The sequence below is a fragment of the Streptomyces sp. P9-2B-2 genome (genome assembly GCF_030406865.1).
Lineage (GTDB): Bacteria > Actinomycetota > Actinomycetes > Streptomycetales > Streptomycetaceae > Streptomyces > Streptomyces platensis.
This window is the reverse complement of sequence record NZ_CP129126.1, coordinates 1,768,668-1,785,090: the sequence shown is the minus strand read 5'-3', so window position 1 is coordinate 1,785,090 and position 16,423 is coordinate 1,768,668. Positions and strand designations below refer to the sequence as shown.

Below are 16,423 nucleotides of genomic sequence, written 5' to 3'. Positions count from 1 at the left end.
CACCACCGGCAGTCCAGGAGATTCCGCAACCGTGGCATCCACGAACGACCTCAAGAACGGCATGGTGCTCAAGCTCGACGGCGGCCAGCTCTGGTCCGTCGTCGAGTTCCAGCACGTCAAGCCCGGCAAGGGCCCCGCCTTTGTCCGCACGAAGCTCAAGAACGTGCTGTCCGGCAAGGTGGTGGACAAGACCTTCAACGCCGGCGTGAAGGTCGAGACGGCCACCGTCGACAAGCGCGGAATGCAGTTCTCGTACATGGACGGCGACTACTTCGTCTTCATGGACATGGACACCTACGACCAGCTGCACGTCGACCGCAAGGCCGTCGGCGACGCCGCGAACTACCTCATCGAGGGCTTCGAGGCGGTCGTGGCGCAGCACGAGGGCGAGGTGCTCTACGTCGAGCTCCCCGCCGCGGTCGAGCTGACCATCAACCACACCGAGCCCGGCGTGCAGGGCGACCGCTCCACCGGTGGCTCCAAGCCCGCCGAGCTGGAGACCGGTCACTCCATCCAGGTGCCGCTCTTCATCACCACCGGTGAGAAGATCAAGGTCGACACCCGCACGGGCGACTACCTCGGCCGGGTGAACAGCTAACCGTGGCTGCCCGCACCAAGGCCCGTAAGCGCGCCTTCCAGATACTCTTCGAGGCCGACCAGCGCGGTGCCGATGTGCAGTCCGTGCTCGCGGACTGGATGCGGCACGCCCGGACCGATCCGCGACAGCCGCCGGTGAACGAATACACCCTGGAGCTGGTCGAGGGCTACGCGGACCATGTCACCCGCATCGACGAGCTGATCTCCACCTACGCGGTCGACTGGGACCTGGACCGGATGCCGGCGGCCGACCGCAGCATCCTGCGGCTCGGTGCCTACGAGCTGCTCTGGGTGGACGGCACGCCGGACGCCGTGGCGATCGACGAAGCCGTGCAGCTCGCCAAGGAGTTCTCCACGGACGACTCCCCGGCCTTCGTCAACGGCCTCCTCGGCCGGCTCAAGGAGCTGAAGCCGAGTCTGCGGCGCGAGGCGTAGCAGGCGGTCGGCAGAGCGTGTGAACGGGCCCGGAGCTCAGGGCAGCTCCGGGCCCTTCGCATGCCCGCAGAACGCCGTCAGCGGCCTCATGGGGGCACCTCGCGGGCAACCGGAGCGCCCCGGAACGCAGAACCGCCGCCCCGGAAGCCCGGGGCGGCGGTACGTTTCTGCGGTGCGAGGGGTCAGAGCTCCTCGTGTGACACGGCACGGCGTGCGTCGGCGTCGAGCACGCCCCAGCTGATCAGCTGCTCGGTCAGCACCGAGGGCGACTGGTCGTAGATGACCGCGAGGGTGCGCAGGTCGTCCTGGCGGATCGAGAGCACCTTGCCGTTGTAGTCACCGCGCTGGCTCTGGATGGTGGCGGCGTAGCGCTGAAGCGGGCCGGCCTTCTCCTGCGGGACATGGGCGAGGCGCTCCAGGTCGAGCACCAGCTTCGGCGGCGGCTCGGCCGCTCCGCCCGGTGTCGTGCCCGGAAGCAGTTCCTGCACCGGGACGCCGTAGAAGTCCGCCAGCTCGGCAAGGCGCTGTACGGTCACGGCGCGGTCACCGCGCTCGTACGACCCCACCACCACGGCCTTCCAGCGGCCCTGGGACTTCTCTTCGACACCATGGAGAGAAAGGCCCTGCTGGGTGCGGATGGCGCGGAGCTTGGCCCCGAGCTGTTTGGCGTATTCGCTGGACATAAAACTCCCCAGACGGCTCTATCGACATGCGGCTCCGCCGCGGGCTGGTAACTCACTGTGAGGTTACGCAGCGTAATCTGACTTCGTCAAGCGGAACGGGGTAGACCCTCACCCGTCAGGGGTGCCGACGGGTCGTGGCGGGCCCCCTGGTAGCCTTGGGCGCGTAATTCCGACGTCCTTTAAGGTCCGTCCCGTGAGGCGGAGAAGGAGGTCCGTTTCGTATGGACGCAAGCAATTCCGACACGAGGGTTCAGCTCCCCGCGCGGCCGGTGCTCGAAGGCCCGGACATCGCGCGCATGCTCACCCGCATCGCCCACGAGATCGTCGAGCGCGCCAAGGGCGCGGACGATGTGGTGCTCCTGGGGATCCCCACCCGCGGCGTCTTCCTCGCCCGGCGACTGGCCGAGAAGCTCGAAGAGATCACCGGCCGTACGGTTCCGGTCGGCTCCCTCGACATCACGATGTACCGCGACGACCTGCGCCTGGGCCCCGCCCGCACGCTCGCCCGCACGGACATCCCCGCCGACGGCATCGAGGGCCGGGTCGTCCTGCTCGTCGACGACGTCCTCTTCTCCGGGCGCACGATCCGCGCCGCGCTGGACGCGCTGGGCGACATCGGCCGCCCGCGCGCCGTGCAGCTGGCGGTCCTCGTCGACCGGGGCCACCGCGAACTCCCGATCCGCGCCGACTACGTGGGCAAGAACCTCCCCACGTCGCTGCGGGAGACGGTCAAGGTCCAGCTCACCGAGGAGGACGGCCGGGACGCCGTGCTGCTCGGCGTGAAGCACTCCGCCCCGGCCGGCGAGCGATAGCGCACCGCGCACGGACCCGGTGACCCCGGGCCCGCAGGCATGCCCGCTCTACGGACATTCCCGTACACCTCCTTCACCCACGGAGAACACCGGATGAAGCGTCACCTCATCTCGGCCGCCGACCTCACGCGCGACGACGCCGTCCTGATCCTCGACACCGCCGAGGAGATGGCCCGGGTCGCCGACCGGCCGATCAAGAAACTTCCCACGCTGCGCGGACGCACGGTCTGCAACCTCTTCTTCGAGGACTCGACCCGGACCCGGATCTCGTTCGAGGCCGCCGAGAAGCGGCTCTCCGCCGACGTGATCAACTTCGCCGCCAAGGGGTCCAGCGTCTCCAAGGGCGAGTCGCTCAAGGACACCGCCCAGACCCTGGAGGCGATGGGCGTCGACGCCGTCGTCATCCGGCACGGCGCCTCCGGCGCGCCCTACCGGCTCGCCACCTCCGGCTGGATCGACGCCCCGGTCATCAACGCCGGCGACGGCACCCACCAGCACCCCACCCAGGCCCTGCTCGACGCCTTCACCATGCGGCGCCGGCTGATCGGCCCGGACGCCGGGCTCGGCCAGGACCTGAGCGGGCGGCGCATCACCCTCGTGGGCGACGTGCTCCACAGCCGCGTCGCGCGCTCGAACGTCGACCTCCTGCACACCCTCGGCGCCGAGGTCACCCTCGTCGCCCCGCCCACCCTGGTGCCGGTCGGCGTCGAGACCTGGCCGTGCGAGGTGTCCTATGACCTCGACCGCGTCCTGCCGAAGACCGACGCCGTGATGATGCTGCGGGTGCAGCGCGAGCGGATGAACGCCGCCTTCTTCCCGACCGAGCGGGAGTACTCGCGCCGCTACGGCCTGGACGGCGAGCGGATGGCGCGGATGCCCGAGCACGCCCTGGTGATGCACCCCGGCCCGATGGTCCGGGGTATGGAGATCACCGCCGAGGTCGCCGACTCCGACCGCTGCACGGTCGTCGAGCAGGTGGCCAACGGCGTCTCCGTCCGCATGGCCGTCCTGTACCTGCTGCTCGGCGGCAACGAACCCGCCGTGACCCACACCCGCACCGAGGAGAAGTAAGAACATGAGCAAGATCCTGATCCGCGGTGCGAAGGTGCTCGGCGGCGATGCCCAGGACGTCCTGATCGACGGCGAGACCATCGAGGCGGTCGGCGCCGGGCTGTCCGCGGAGGGCGCCGACGTCATCGAGGCCGAGGGCAAGATCCTTCTGCCGGGCCTCGTCGACCTGCACACCCACCTGCGCGAGCCGGGCCGCGAGGACTCCGAGACCGTGCTGACCGGCACCCGGGCGGCCGCCTCCGGTGGCTACACCGCCGTGTTCGCCATGGCCAACACCTTCCCCGTCGCCGACACCGCCGGCGTCGTCGAGCAGGTCTACCGCCTCGGCCAGGAGCACGGCTACTGCGATGTGCAGCCCATCGGTGCCGTCACCGTCGGCCTGGAGGGCAGCAAGCTCGCCGAGCTGGGTGCCATGCACGAGTCCGCCGCCGGGGTCACGGTCTTCTCCGACGACGGCAAGTGCGTGCACGACGCCGTGATCATGCGCCGGGCCCTGGAGTACGTGAAGGCCTTCGGCGGCGTCGTCGCGCAGCACGCCCAGGAGCCGCGGCTCACCGAGGGCGCCCAGATGAACGAGGGCATCGTCTCCTCGGAGCTGGGACTCGGGGGCTGGCCGGCGGTGGCCGAGGAATCGATCATCGCCCGGGACGTCCTGCTCGCGGAGCACGTGGGCTCGCGGGTGCACATCTGCCACCTGTCGACCGCCGGCTCCGTCGAGATCGTCCGCTGGGCCAAGTCCCGCGGCATCGACGTCACCGCCGAGGTCACGCCGCACCACCTGCTCCTCACCGACGAGATGGTGCGCACCTACAACCCCGTCTACAAGGTCAACCCGCCGCTGCGCACCGAGCGCGACGTGATGGCCCTGCGCGAGGCCCTCGCCGACGGCACGATCGACATCGTCGCCACCGACCACGCCCCGCACCCGCACGAGGACAAGGACTGCGAGTGGGCCGCGGCCGCCATGGGCATGGTGGGCCTGGAGACCGCGCTGTCGGTCGTGCAGCAGACGATGGTCGAGACCGGCCTGCTGACCTGGGCGGCCGTCGCGGACCGGATGTCCTACGCGCCCGCGCGGATCGGGCAGGCCAAGGGCCACGGCCGTCCCGTCTCGGCTGGTGAGCCCGCCAACCTCACACTGCTGGATTCCGCTTACCGTGGAGAGGTGGACCCCGCGGGCTTCGCCTCCCGCAGCCGCAACACCCCCTACGAGGGTCGTGAGCTGCCGGGGCGCGTCACCCACACCTTCCTGCGGGGCCGGGCAACGGTCGTCGACGGGAAGCTGGCGTGACTCCTTCACTGATCCACCTGGCCGAAGCGCAGAAGTCCGCGCCGGTCACCGACTGGGCCGCCCGGATCTCCTGGGTCGTCGGTCTGCTGGTCTTCGTCGTCTTCGTCTACTGGCTGATGCGCCAGGGCTGGAAGTGGCGCGGCACGCTCCAGGGCGATCTGCCCGAGCTGCCCACCACCCCGGACGACCTCGGCGAGCCCGAGCTGACCCTCAGCGGCCGCTACCACGGTTCCACCACCGCCGGGCAGTGGCTCGACCGGATCGTGGCCCGCGGTCTGGGCACCCGCAGCCGGGTCGAGCTGACCCTGTCCGACCAGGGCCTGGACGTCGTACGGCCGGGCGCGGCGGACTTCTTCGTGCCGGCCGCCGCACTGCGCGGCGCCCGCCTCGACAAGGGCATCGCCGGCAAGGTCCTCCCCGAGGGCGGCCTGCTGATCGTCACCTGGCGGCACGGGGACAAGGAGATCGACTCCGGCTTCCGCTCCGATCAGGCGACCGAGCACCCGGCCTGGGTCGAGGCCGTCAACCGGCTGAGCACCACCGAGCACAGCACCACCGAGCAGCACACCAGCACCACCGAGCACACCGAAACGGAAGGCGCACGATGACGACCTCCACCAGGGGGACCGCCAAGATCCCCGCCGTACTCGTCCTGGAGGACGGCCGCACGTTCCGCGGCCGCGCCTACGGGTCCGTGGGGGAGACCTTCGGCGAGGCGGTGTTCTCCACCGGCATGACCGGCTACCAGGAGACGCTGACCGACCCCTCGTACCACCGCCAGGTCGTCGTCATGACCGCCCCGCACATCGGCAACACCGGTGTGAACGACGAGGACCCCGAGTCGCAGCGGATCTGGGTCGCCGGTTACGTCGTCCGTGACCCCGCCCGGCTCCCGTCCAACTGGCGCTCGGTGCGCTCGCTGGACGACGAGCTGGTCGCCCAGGGCGTCGTCGGCATCAGCGGCATCGACACCCGCGCGCTGACCCGGCACCTGCGCGAGCGCGGCGCCATGCGGGTCGGCATCTTCTCCGGCGAGGCGCTGCCCGACGAGGGCACGATGCTGGCCAAGGTGCGCCAGGCCCCCGAGATGCAGGGCGCCGACCTGTCCACGCAGGTCGCCACCAAGGAGTCCTACGTCGTCCCGGCGATCGGCACGAAGAAGTTCACCGTCGCCGCGATCGACCTGGGCATCAAGGGCATGACCCCGCACCGGATGGCCGAGCGTGGCATCGAGGTGCACGTGCTCCCCGCCACCGCCACCGTCGAGGACATCTACGCGGTGAACCCGGACGGCGTGTTCTTCTCCAACGGCCCCGGTGACCCGGCCACCGCCGACCACCCGGTCTCCGTCATGCGCGGAGTGCTGGAGCGCAAGACGCCGCTGTTCGGCATCTGCTTCGGCAACCAGATCCTGGGCCGCGCCCTGGGCTTCGGCACCTTCAAGCTCAAGTACGGCCACCGCGGCATCAACCAGCCGGTCCAGGACCGTACGACCGGCAAGGTCGAGGTCACCGCGCACAACCACGGGTTCGCCGTCGACGCCCCGCTCGACAAGGTCTCCGACACCCCCTTCGGCCGCGCCGAGGTCTCCCACGTCTGCCTCAACGACAACGTGGTGGAGGGTCTGCACCTCCTCGACCAGCCGGCCTTCAGCGTCCAGTACCACCCCGAAGCAGCAGCGGGTCCGCACGACGCCGCGTACCTCTTCGACCGCTTCGTATCCCTGATGGAGGGCCAGCGTGCCTAAGCGCACCGATATCCAGTCCGTCCTGGTCATCGGCTCCGGCCCGATCGTCATCGGCCAGGCCGCCGAGTTCGACTACTCCGGCACCCAGGCCTGCCGGGTCCTCAAGGCCGAGGGCCTGCGCGTCATCCTGGTGAACTCCAACCCGGCGACGATCATGACCGACCCGGAGATCGCCGACGCGACCTATGTCGAGCCGATCACCCCGGACTTCGTCGAGAAGATCATCGCCAAGGAGCGCCCCGACGCGCTGCTGCCGACCCTGGGCGGCCAGACCGCGCTGAACACCGCGATCTCGCTGCACGGGTCCGGCACCCTCGACAAGTACAACGTCGAGCTGATCGGCGCCAACGTCGAGGCGATCAACAAGGGCGAGGACCGCGACCTGTTCAAGGACGTCGTCGAGGCCGTCAACCGCAAGATCGGCCACGGCGAGTCCGCCCGCTCGGTCATCTGCCACTCCATGGACGACGTCCTGGCCGGCGTCGACGAGCTCGGCGGCTACCCCGTCGTCGTCCGCCCCTCCTTCACCATGGGCGGCGCCGGTTCCGGCTTCGCCCACAACGAGGAGGAGCTGCGCCGGATCGCCGGCCAGGGCCTGACGCTCTCGCCGACCACCGAGGTGCTCCTGGAGGAGTCCATCCTCGGCTGGAAGGAGTACGAGCTGGAGCTGATGCGCGACAAGAACGACAACGTCGTGGTCGTCTGCTCCATCGAGAACTTCGACCCGATGGGCGTGCACACCGGCGACTCGATCACCGTCGCCCCGGCCATGACGCTCACCGACCGCGAGTACCAGATCCTGCGGGACGTCGGCATCGCGATCATCCGCGAGGTCGGCGTCGACACCGGCGGCTGCAACATCCAGTTCGCGGTCAACCCCGACGACGGCCGGGTCATCGTCATCGAGATGAACCCCCGCGTCTCGCGCTCCTCGGCGCTGGCCTCCAAGGCCACCGGCTTCCCGATCGCGAAGATCGCCGCCCGGCTCGCCGTCGGCTACACCCTCGACGAGATCCCCAACGACATCACCGAGAAGACCCCGGCCTCCTTCGAGCCGACTCTCGACTATGTCGTCGTCAAGGTGCCGCGCTTCGCCTTCGAGAAGTTCCCGGCCGCCGACGCCACGCTGACCACGACCATGAAGTCGGTCGGCGAGGCGATGGCCATCGGCCGTAACTTCCCCGAGGCCCTCAACAAGGCCCTGCGCTCCCTGGAGAAGAAGGGCAGCCAGTTCGACTTCGTCTCCGAGCCCGGTGACAAGGCCGCGCTGCTGGAGAAGTCCCAGGTCCCGACCGACGGCCGGATCAACACGGTCATGGCGGCGATCCGGGCCGGTGCCACCCCGCAGGAGGTCTTCGACGCCACGAAGATCGACCCGTGGTTCGTCGACCAGCTCTTCCTCGTCAAGGAGATCGCCGACGAGATCGCCGCGGCCGACAAGCTCGACCCGGAGATCCTCGCGGACGCAAAGCGCCACGGCTTCTCCGACGCCCAGATCGCCGCGATCCGCGGGCTGCGCGAGGACGTCGTCCGTGAGGTCCGGCACTCCCTCGGGGTCCGCCCGGTCTACAAGACGGTCGACACCTGCGCCGCCGAGTTCGCCGCGAAGACGCCGTACTTCTACTCGTCCTACGACGAGGAGACCGAGGTCGCCCCGCGCGAGAAGCCGGCTGTGATCATCCTCGGCTCCGGTCCCAACCGCATCGGCCAGGGCATCGAGTTCGACTACTCCTGCGTCCACGCCTCGTTCGCGCTCAGCGACGCCGGCTACGAGACCGTGATGGTCAACTGCAACCCGGAGACGGTCTCGACGGACTACGACACCTCCGACCGCCTGTACTTCGAGCCGCTGACGCTCGAAGACGTGCTGGAGATCGTGCACGCCGAGACCCAGGCCGGTCCGGTCGCCGGTGTCATCGTCCAGCTCGGCGGGCAGACCCCGCTGGGCCTGGCGCAGGCGCTCAAGGACAACGGTGTGCCGATCGTCGGCACCTCGCCCGAGGCGATTGACCTCGCCGAGGAGCGCGGCGCCTTCGGCCGGGTGCTGACCGAGGCCGGACTGCCGGCCCCCAAGTACGGCACCGCGTTCTCCTTCGCCGAGGCCCAGCAGATCGCCACCGAGATCGGCTACCCGGTCATGGTCCGCCCGTCCTACGTGCTCGGCGGCCGCGGTATGGAGATCGTCTACGACGAGCCCTCGCTGCGGGAGTACCTCACCCGGCACGCCGGCCTGATCGACAAGCACCCGGTCCTCATCGACCGGTTCCTGGACGACGCCATAGAGATCGACGTGGACGCGCTCTACGACGGCCACGAGCTCTACCTCGGCGGCGTCATGGAGCACATCGAGGAAGCCGGTATCCACTCCGGCGACTCCGCCTGTGCGCTGCCCCCGATCACCCTCGGCGGCTTCGACATCAAGCGGCTGCGCGCCTCGACGGAGGCCATCGCCAAGGGCGTCGGCGTCCGCGGACTGATCAACATCCAGTTCGCGATGGCCGGGGACATCCTCTACGTCCTGGAGGCCAACCCCCGCGCCTCCCGTACGGTCCCCTTCACCTCGAAGGCCACCGCCGTACCGCTCGCCAAGGCCGCCGCCCGGATCTCGCTGGGCGCCACCGTCGCCGAGCTGCGCGCCGAAGGCATGCTGCCCAAGACGGGCGACGGCGGCACCCTGCCGCTGGACGCGCCGATCTCCGTCAAGGAAGCCGTGATGCCCTGGTCGCGGTTCCGCGACATCCACGGCCGCGGGGTGGACACCATCCTCGGCCCGGAGATGCGCTCCACCGGCGAGGTCATGGGCATCGACTCGGTCTTCGGCACCGCGTACGCCAAGTCGCAGTCCGGTGCCTACGGGGCGCTGCCCACCAAGGGCCGCGCGTTCGTCTCGGTCGCCAACCGGGACAAGCGCTCGATGATCTTCCCGGCCCGTGAGCTGGTCGCCCACGGCTTCGAGCTGCTCGCCACCTCCGGCACCGCCGAGGTGCTGCGCCGCAACGGCATCAACACCACCGTGGTGCGCAAGCAGTCCGAGGGCGAGGGCCCGGACGGTGAGAAGACCATCGTCCAGCTGATCCACGACGGCCAGGTCGACCTGATCGTCAACACGCCCTACGGCACCGGTGGCCGGCTGGACGGCTACGACATCCGTACCGCCGCCGTCGCCCGCGGCGTCCCCTGCCTGACCACGGTCCAGGCGCTGGCCGCCGCCGTACAGGGCATCGAGGCCATGTCCCGCGGAGACGTGGGCGTGCGTTCCCTCCAGGAACACGCCGAACATCTCACCGCGGCCCGCCAGGAGTAGCGGTCAGGAGGGGGACACCGAAACGGTGTCCCCCTCTTCATGAGCCCCCCGACCCTCCCCGTGCGGAAGGCACCACCCGACGATGTACCGCCTCTTCTTCCCACTGATCTTCCAGCGCATGGACCCCGAGAAGGCCCACCACCTGGCCTTCCGCTGGATCCAGCTGGCCGTGCGCCTCCCCGTGCTGCGCACCTTCCTCGCGGCCGCCCTCGCGCCCCGCTACAAGGAACTGCGCACCGAGGCCCTGGGCCGCCGGATGCACGGCCCCTTCGGCCTGGCCGCCGGCTTCGACAAGAACGCCGTCGCCATCGACGGAATGACCATGCTCGGCTTCGACCACGTCGAGATCGGCACGGTCACCGCGCAGCCGCAGCCCGGCAACCCCAAAAAGCGCCTGTTCCGGCTCGTACCGGACCGCGCGCTGATCAACCGGATGGGCTTCAACAACGACGGCTCCGCGTCCGTGGCGGCCCGTCTGGCGGCCCGTAACCCGGTGTTCCCGGCCACCGTCGGCGTCAACATCGGCAAGACCAAGGTCGTACCCGAGGCCGAAGCGACCGCGGACTACGTCACCTCCACCGAGCGGCTCGCCCCGCACGCCGACTACCTGGTCGTCAATGTCTCCTCCCCGAACACCCCGGGGCTGCGCAACCTCCAGGCCGTCGAGCATCTGCGCCCGCTGCTGACCGCGGTCCGCGAGGCCGCCGACCGTACGGTCACCGACCGCCGGGTCCCGCTGCTGGTCAAGATCGCCCCGGATCTCGCCGACGCGGACGTGGACGCGGTCGCCGACCTCGCCGTCGAGCTCGGCCTGGACGGCATCATCGCCACCAACACCACCATCGCCCGCGACGGCCTCGGGCTGACCTCCGACCCGAAGCTGATCGCCGAGACCGGCGGACTGTCCGGCGCGCCCGTCAAGGAGCGCTCCCTGGAGGTCCTGCGCCGCCTCTACGCCCGCGTCGGCGACACCATCACCCTCATCGGCGTCGGCGGCATCGAGGACGCCGAGGACGCCTGGCAGCGCATCCTGGCCGGCGCCACCCTGGTCCAGGGCTACAGCGCCTTCATCTACCAGGGCCCGTTCTGGTGCCGCGCGATCCACAAGGGGCTGGCCGCCCGCCTGCGCAACAGCCCCTACGCCACCCTCGCCGACGCGGTCGGCGCCGAGCACAAGAAGGTGACCGGATGACCCGGGAAGCCGCCCACCCGCCGGCCGCCCCCTTCGGCGCGCGCCTGCGGCAGGCCATGGACGAGCGCGGCCCGCTCTGCGTCGGGATCGACCCGCATGCCTCGCTGCTGGCCGACTGGGGCCTGAACGACGATGTCGCGGGCCTGGCCCGCTTCACCCGCACCGTCGTGGAGGCCCTCGGCGAGACGGTCGCCGTCTTCAAGCCGCAGTCCGCGTTCTTCGAGCGCTTCGGCTCGCGCGGCCTGGCCGTCCTGGAGACCGCCGTCGTCGAGGCGCGCGAACGCGGCGCCCTGGTCCTGATGGACGCCAAGCGCGGCGACATCGGCTCCACCATGGCCGCCTACGCCGAGACCTTCCTGCGCCCGGACTCCCCGCTGTTCTCGGACGCGCTGACGGTCTCCCCGTACCTCGGCTACGGCTCGCTCCGGCCGGCCGTCGACCTGGCCCGCGAGAGCGGCGCCGGACTCTTCGTGCTCGCCCTCACCTCCAACCCGGAGGGCGCGGAGGTCCAGCGGGCGGTGCGGGAGGACGGCAGCACCCTCGCGGCGACGATGCTCGGCCATCTTGCCGCCGAAAACGCCGGAGCCGAACCGCTGGGTTCCTTCGGCGCGGTCGTCGGCGCCACGCTCGGCGATCTCTCCTCGTTCGATCTGGCGATCAACGGTCCGCTGCTCGCCCCCGGCATCGGCGCGCAGGGCGCCACGCCCGCCGACCTGCCGAAGGTCTTCGGAAACGCCGCGCACAACGTCGTCCCGAGCGTCAGCCGGGGGGTGCTGCGGCACGGTCCGGACCCCGCGGCGCTGCGCGCGGCGGCGGACCGATTCGCCGACGAAGTGCGCACCGCGCTCGCCTGACGCCCGAAAGGCGGGGAGTTTGGTCCCGAAATGTCCTGGTCAGCAGAGTCTGACCAGGACTTTTCGCTTGTTCTCGCTGACTCCGGCGCACTCTGCCGCTAGTCTCCGTCGAGAGCACTGCACGTAAGCGCGTTGCTCGTTGCTCCGCACGTGTGGGGTGACTAGGTTCCACACTGGTCCGTATCCGACAGTTCGACATCCGAGGTGACGTAGGCGTGGCTCTTCCGCCCCTTACCCCTGAACAGCGCGCAGCCGCGCTCGAGAAGGCCGCCGCGGCTCGCCGGGAGCGCGCCGAGGTCAAGAATCGGCTCAAGCACTCCGGTGCTTCCCTCCATGAGGTCATCAAGCAGGGCCAGGAGAACGACGTCATCGGCAAGATGAAGGTCTCCGCCCTCTTGGAGTCCCTGCCGGGCGTCGGCAAGGTCCGCGCCAAGCAGATCATGGAACGGCTCGGAATCTCCGAGAGCCGCCGAGTCCGGGGACTTGGCTCCAACCAGATCGCGTCGCTGGAGCGCGAGTTCGGCAGCACCGCTTCCTGAATTTTCCGGCATCACCGGGAAGCTGGAATAATCGCTGCATGAGTTCTGACGTCTCCCGGGGGACGACCCCCGCGCCCCCGGCCAGACAGCCGCGGCTGACCGTGCTCTCCGGCCCCTCCGGGGTCGGCAAGAGCACGGTCGTCGCGCATATGCGCAAGGTCCACCCCGAGGTCTGGCTGTCGGTCTCGGCCACCACCCGTAAGCCGCGGCCCGGGGAGCGGCACGGCATCCATTACTTCTTCGTCGAGGACGAGGAGTTCGACAAGCTCATCGCCAACGGTGAGCTGCTCGAATGGGCTGAGTTCGCGGGCAACCGCTACGGCACCCCCCGCAAGGCGGTGCTGGACCGGCTGGCGGCCGGGGAGCCCGTCCTGCTGGAGATCGATCTTCAGGGTGCCCGCCAGGTCCGCGCGTCCATGGCGGAGGCCGAGCTGGTCTTCCTGGCCCCGCCGAGCTGGGACGAGCTGGTCCGCCGGCTCACCGGACGGGGCACCGAGGCGCCGGAGGTCATCGAGCGCCGGCTGGCCGCCGCCAGGGTCGAGCTGGCAGCGGAGAAAGAGTTCGATGTGACGCTTGTCAACACCTCCGTCGAGGACGTCAGCCGCGAGCTGCTAGCCTTGATGCTGAATCGCTCCGGGGACCGGAACACCAGCGGCTGACCGCGCAGCTCCCCGGACCGTCCAAGACTTTGCGTAACACCCCCGCTTCATCCCCCTTCGGAAGGTAGAGAGTGTCCTCTTCCATTACTGCACCCGAGGGCATCATCAACCCGCCCATTGATGAGCTTCTCGAGGCCACCGATTCGAAGTACAGCCTGGTGATCTACGCCGCCAAGCGTGCACGCCAGATCAACGCGTACTACTCGCAGCTCGGCGAGGGCCTGCTCGAGTACGTCGGCCCCCTCGTGGACACGCACGTCCACGAGAAGCCCCTCTCGATCGCGCTCCGCGAGATCAACGCGGGTCTGCTGACCTCGGAGGCCATCGAGGGCCCCGCCCAGTAAGCAGCACAGCGACACAGCAAGGGCCCGGCGGAGCATCCGCCGGGCCCTTGGTGTGTCATAGGGGCATACGTAGGGACCTAGCCCGGGGAGCGGCGAAGCGATGGACAAGCGGGAGCGGGAGCGGCCCAGGGTCGTCCTGGGGGTCAGCGGCGGGATCGCCGCGTACAAGGCGTGCGAACTGCTGCGGCGGCTGACCGAGTCCGGACACGACGTACGGGTGGTGCCGACGGCTTCGGCGCTGCACTTCGTCGGGGAGGCCACCTGGTCGGCGCTGTCCGGCAACCCGGCCGGCACCGAGGTCTGGGAGTCCGTCCACGAGGTCCCGCACGTCCGTATCGGCCAGGCCGCCGATCTCGTCGTGGTCGCGCCCGCCACCGCCGACCTGATGGCCAAGGCCGCGCACGGCCTCGCCGACGATCTGCTGACGAACACGCTGCTCACCGCCCGCTGTCCGGTGATCTTCGCGCCCGCGATGCACACCGAGATGTGGGAGAACCCCGCCACCCAGGAGAACGTCGCCACCCTGCGCCGCCGCGGCGCGCTGGTGATCGAACCCGCGGTCGGCCGGCTGACCGGTGTCGACACCGGCAAGGGCCGCTTCCCTGACCCGGCCGAGATCTTCGCGTTCTGCCGCCGGGTGCTGGCCCGCGGTGCCCGCGCGAGCGAGCAGGATCTCGCCGGGCGCCATGTCGTGATCAGCGCGGGCGGCACCCGCGAGCCGCTGGATCCCGTCCGCTACCTGGGCAATCGCTCCTCCGGCAAGCAGGGCTACGCGCTCGCCCGTACGGCGGTGGCCCGCGGCGCCCGGGTCACCCTGGTCGCCGGCAACACCGAGCTGCCCGATCCGGCCGGTGTGGACGTGCTCCCGATCGATACGGCCCGCCGGCTCCGTGAGGAGATGGTGAAGGCCGCCGCGGATGCCGACGTGGTGGTCATGGCCGCCGCCGTCGCCGATTTCCGTCCCGCCGTCTACGCCTCCGGCAAGATCAAGAAGGTCGAGGGCCAGGAGCCGGAACCCATCGCCTTGGTGCGAAATCCGGACATCCTCGCCGAGCTCTCCGCCGAGCGGGCCCACCCCGGCCAGCTCGTGGTCGGCTTCGCCGCGGAGACCGACGACGTGCTCGCCAACGGACGCGCCAAGCTCGCCCGCAAGGGCTGTGACCTGCTCGTCGTCAATGAGGTCGGCGAGCACAAGGCGTTCGGCTCGGCGGAGAACGAAGCGGTGATCCTCGCGGCCGACGGAACCGAGACCCCGGTGCCGTACGGGCCCAAAGAAACCCTGGCCGACACGGTCTGGGACCTGGTCGCACCCCGCCTGGCCGAGACTCGTCGCTGAAGCGCCGCAGCGGCCCCGGAATCACTCCGTCAGCCCTGCAAAATCGGGCATGTCCCCTTGACCCGGAAGATTCTCAAGGTGATCGTCCTAGCGTAAGTCGCGGTGTCCCAGGTCACGGGGGGTCCATAAATCGAGACCGTGTGCCCGAACGCCGCATCCGACCGATAAACTGGCGAGTGGATCGGGCCGAGCGCAGCTCTCGGCCCGTCCGCCAATGATCAGCCAGCAGCCGCTGCAACCCCAGGGAGCGATGTGTCCCGCCGCCTTTTCACCTCGGAATCCGTCACCGAGGGACACCCCGACAAGATCGCTGACCAGATCAGCGACACCATCCTCGACGCTCTCCTCAAGGAAGACCCGACGTCCCGGGTCGCCGTGGAGACGCTGATCACCACCGGCCTGGTGCATGTGGCCGGCGAGGTGACGACGAAGGCGTACGCCGACATCCCCAACCTCGTCCGCAACAAGATCCTGGACATCGGGTACGACTCGTCCAAGAAGGGCTTCGACGGCGCTTCCTGCGGCGTCTCGGTGTCCATCGGCGCGCAGTCCCCGGACATTGCCCAGGGTGTCGACACCGCGTACGAGAACCGTGTCGAGGGCGATGACGACGAGCTGGACAAGCAGGGCGCCGGCGACCAGGGCCTGATGTTCGGCTACGCCTGCGACGAGACGCCGGAGCTGATGCCGCTCCCGATCAACCTCGCGCACCGGCTCTCCCGCCGCCTGTCCGAGGTCCGCAAGAACGGGACCATCCCCTACCTCCGTCCCGACGGCAAGACCCAGGTCACCATCGAGTACGACGGCCACAAGGCCGTCCGCCTCGACACCGTCGTGGTCTCCTCGCAGCACGCCAGCGACATCGACCTGGACTCGCTGCTCGCGCCCGACATCCGCGAGTTCGTCGTCGAGCACGTCCTGAACCAGCTGGTCGAGGACGGCATCAAGCTGGACACCGAGGGCTACCGTCTGCTGGTCAACCCGACCGGGCGCTTCGAGATCGGCGGCCCCATGGGTGACGCCGGCCTCACCGGTCGCAAGATCATCATCGACACCTACGGCGGCATGGCTCGCCACGGTGGCGGCGCCTTCTCCGGCAAGGACCCGTCCAAGGTCGACCGCTCGGCCGCCTACGCGATGCGCTGGGTCGCCAAGAACGTCGTCGCGGCCGGCCTCGCGGCCCGCTGCGAGGTCCAGGTCGCCTACGCGATCGGCAAGGCCGAGCCGGTCGGTCTCTTCGTCGAGACCTTCGGCACCGCCACGGTCGACACCGACAAGATCGAGCAGGCCATCGGCGAGGTCTTCGACCTCCGCCCGGCGGCCATCATCCGCGACCTCGACCTGCTCCGTCCCATCTACGCGGAGACCGCCGCCTACGGCCACTTCGGCCGTGAGCTGGAGGACTTCACCTGGGAGCGCACGGACCGCGTGGAGGCGCTGAAGCAGGCCGCGGGGCTGTAAGTCCCGTAGCGCCCGTGTGAGTGCCACGGCCCCGGACCGCCGAGCGGTCCGGGGCCGTCGGCTGTCCACAGCCCGCCGGGCACTGTCCGTGCGGTCTG

The 16,423-nt window shown here is 69.8% G+C and carries 16 protein-coding genes; 15 read left to right on the top strand and 1 reads right to left on the bottom strand.

Annotation, left to right across the window (positions count from 1 at the left end; all coding sequences use genetic code 11):
• The first annotated feature begins 31 nt into the window (after positions 1-31).
• Both efp and nusB read left to right on the top strand, forming a co-directional pair.
• On the top strand, positions 32-598 hold the full coding sequence (efp, locus tag QT196_RS07595) for an elongation factor P (RefSeq protein ID WP_168478198.1): 567 nt from the start codon (positions 32-34) through the stop codon (positions 596-598).
• Between the two features lie 2 nt (positions 599-600).
• Positions 601-1,032 (top strand): transcription antitermination factor NusB, encoded by a 432-nt coding sequence (nusB, locus tag QT196_RS07590; RefSeq protein ID WP_168478197.1) that lies wholly within the window; start codon positions 601-603, stop codon positions 1,030-1,032.
• A gap of 182 nt (positions 1,033-1,214) precedes the next feature.
• Here the strand turns inward: nusB and bldD are convergent, their stop codons facing one another.
• Entirely contained in the window at positions 1,215-1,715 is a 501-nt protein-coding gene (bldD, locus tag QT196_RS07585) for a transcriptional regulator BldD (protein WP_018087605.1), read from the bottom strand.
• 221 nt (positions 1,716-1,936) lie between these two features.
• Between bldD and pyrR the strand changes: the two genes are divergently transcribed.
• The 13 genes from pyrR (at position 1,937) to metK (ending at position 16,325) form a co-directional block, all read left to right on the top strand.
• Positions 1,937-2,527, top strand: coding sequence for a bifunctional pyr operon transcriptional regulator/uracil phosphoribosyltransferase PyrR (pyrR, locus tag QT196_RS07580; protein ID WP_085924527.1), 591 nt, complete (start codon positions 1,937-1,939; stop codon positions 2,525-2,527).
• 93 nt (positions 2,528-2,620) lie between these two features.
• Entirely contained in the window at positions 2,621-3,598 is a 978-nt protein-coding gene (locus QT196_RS07575) for an aspartate carbamoyltransferase catalytic subunit (protein ID WP_085924526.1), read from the top strand.
• Positions 3,599-3,602: 4 nt separating this feature from the next.
• Positions 3,603-4,889, top strand: a complete 1,287-nt coding sequence (locus QT196_RS07570) for a dihydroorotase (protein WP_168478195.1) — start codon at positions 3,603-3,605, stop codon at positions 4,887-4,889.
• On the top strand, positions 4,886-5,497 hold the full coding sequence (locus tag QT196_RS07565; RefSeq protein WP_290354646.1) for a hypothetical protein: 612 nt from the start codon (positions 4,886-4,888) through the stop codon (positions 5,495-5,497). Before QT196_RS07570 ends, QT196_RS07565 begins: the two co-directional genes overlap by 4 nt.
• The gene (gene carA, locus QT196_RS07560) at positions 5,494-6,636 is read left to right on the top strand and encodes a glutamine-hydrolyzing carbamoyl-phosphate synthase small subunit (protein ID WP_266736155.1); all 1,143 of its coding nucleotides are present in this window, start codon (positions 5,494-5,496) and stop codon (positions 6,634-6,636) included. Before QT196_RS07565 ends, carA begins: the two co-directional genes overlap by 4 nt.
• Complete coding sequence (gene carB, locus QT196_RS07555) at positions 6,629-9,940, top strand: carbamoyl-phosphate synthase large subunit (RefSeq protein ID WP_168478192.1); 3,312 nt, start codon at positions 6,629-6,631, stop codon at positions 9,938-9,940. Before carA ends, carB begins: the two co-directional genes overlap by 8 nt.
• Positions 9,941-10,022: 82 nt before the next feature.
• Positions 10,023-11,132 carry a quinone-dependent dihydroorotate dehydrogenase gene (locus tag QT196_RS07550; RefSeq protein WP_168478191.1) on the top strand — a complete coding sequence of 370 codons (1,110 nt, stop codon included), beginning with the start codon at positions 10,023-10,025 and terminating at the stop codon, positions 11,130-11,132.
• Complete coding sequence (pyrF, locus tag QT196_RS07545) at positions 11,129-11,986, top strand: orotidine-5'-phosphate decarboxylase (protein ID WP_168478190.1); 858 nt, start codon at positions 11,129-11,131, stop codon at positions 11,984-11,986. Before QT196_RS07550 ends, pyrF begins: the two co-directional genes overlap by 4 nt.
• A gap of 215 nt (positions 11,987-12,201) precedes the next feature.
• Positions 12,202-12,525: an integration host factor gene (locus QT196_RS07540; protein WP_006607450.1), complete on the top strand. Its 324-nt coding sequence runs from the start codon at positions 12,202-12,204 to the stop codon at positions 12,523-12,525.
• A 38-nt stretch (positions 12,526-12,563) separates the two neighbouring features.
• Positions 12,564-13,184, top strand: coding sequence for a guanylate kinase (gmk, locus tag QT196_RS07535; protein ID WP_085924520.1), 621 nt, complete (start codon positions 12,564-12,566; stop codon positions 13,182-13,184).
• 71 nt (positions 13,185-13,255) lie between these two features.
• Positions 13,256-13,528: a DNA-directed RNA polymerase subunit omega gene (gene rpoZ, locus QT196_RS07530; RefSeq protein WP_005319902.1), complete on the top strand. Its 273-nt coding sequence runs from the start codon at positions 13,256-13,258 to the stop codon at positions 13,526-13,528.
• A gap of 100 nt (positions 13,529-13,628) precedes the next feature.
• Positions 13,629-14,864: a bifunctional phosphopantothenoylcysteine decarboxylase/phosphopantothenate--cysteine ligase CoaBC gene (coaBC, locus tag QT196_RS07525; RefSeq protein WP_168478189.1), complete on the top strand. Its 1,236-nt coding sequence runs from the start codon at positions 13,629-13,631 to the stop codon at positions 14,862-14,864.
• Positions 14,865-15,116: 252 nt separating this feature from the next.
• Positions 15,117-16,325, top strand: a complete 1,209-nt coding sequence (gene metK / locus QT196_RS07520) for a methionine adenosyltransferase (protein WP_085924519.1) — start codon at positions 15,117-15,119, stop codon at positions 16,323-16,325.
• Positions 16,326-16,423: the final 98 nt, after the last annotated feature.

Coding starts and splice junctions, on each gene's coding strand:
- bldD (WP_018087605.1), bottom strand. CDS start 1,715: ATGTCCAGCGAATACGCCAAACAGCTCGGGGCCAAGCTCCGCGCCATC.
- pyrR (WP_085924527.1), top strand. CDS start 1,937: ATGGACGCAAGCAATTCCGACACGAGGGTTCAGCTCCCCGCGCGGCCG.
- QT196_RS07575 (WP_085924526.1), top strand. CDS start 2,621: ATGAAGCGTCACCTCATCTCGGCCGCCGACCTCACGCGCGACGACGCC.
- QT196_RS07570 (WP_168478195.1), top strand. CDS start 3,603: ATGAGCAAGATCCTGATCCGCGGTGCGAAGGTGCTCGGCGGCGATGCC.
- carA (WP_266736155.1), top strand. CDS start 5,494: ATGACGACCTCCACCAGGGGGACCGCCAAGATCCCCGCCGTACTCGTC.
- QT196_RS07550 (WP_168478191.1), top strand. CDS start 10,023: ATGTACCGCCTCTTCTTCCCACTGATCTTCCAGCGCATGGACCCCGAG.
- pyrF (WP_168478190.1), top strand. CDS start 11,129: ATGACCCGGGAAGCCGCCCACCCGCCGGCCGCCCCCTTCGGCGCGCGC.
- gmk (WP_085924520.1), top strand. CDS start 12,564: ATGAGTTCTGACGTCTCCCGGGGGACGACCCCCGCGCCCCCGGCCAGA.
- coaBC (WP_168478189.1), top strand. CDS start 13,629: ATGGACAAGCGGGAGCGGGAGCGGCCCAGGGTCGTCCTGGGGGTCAGC.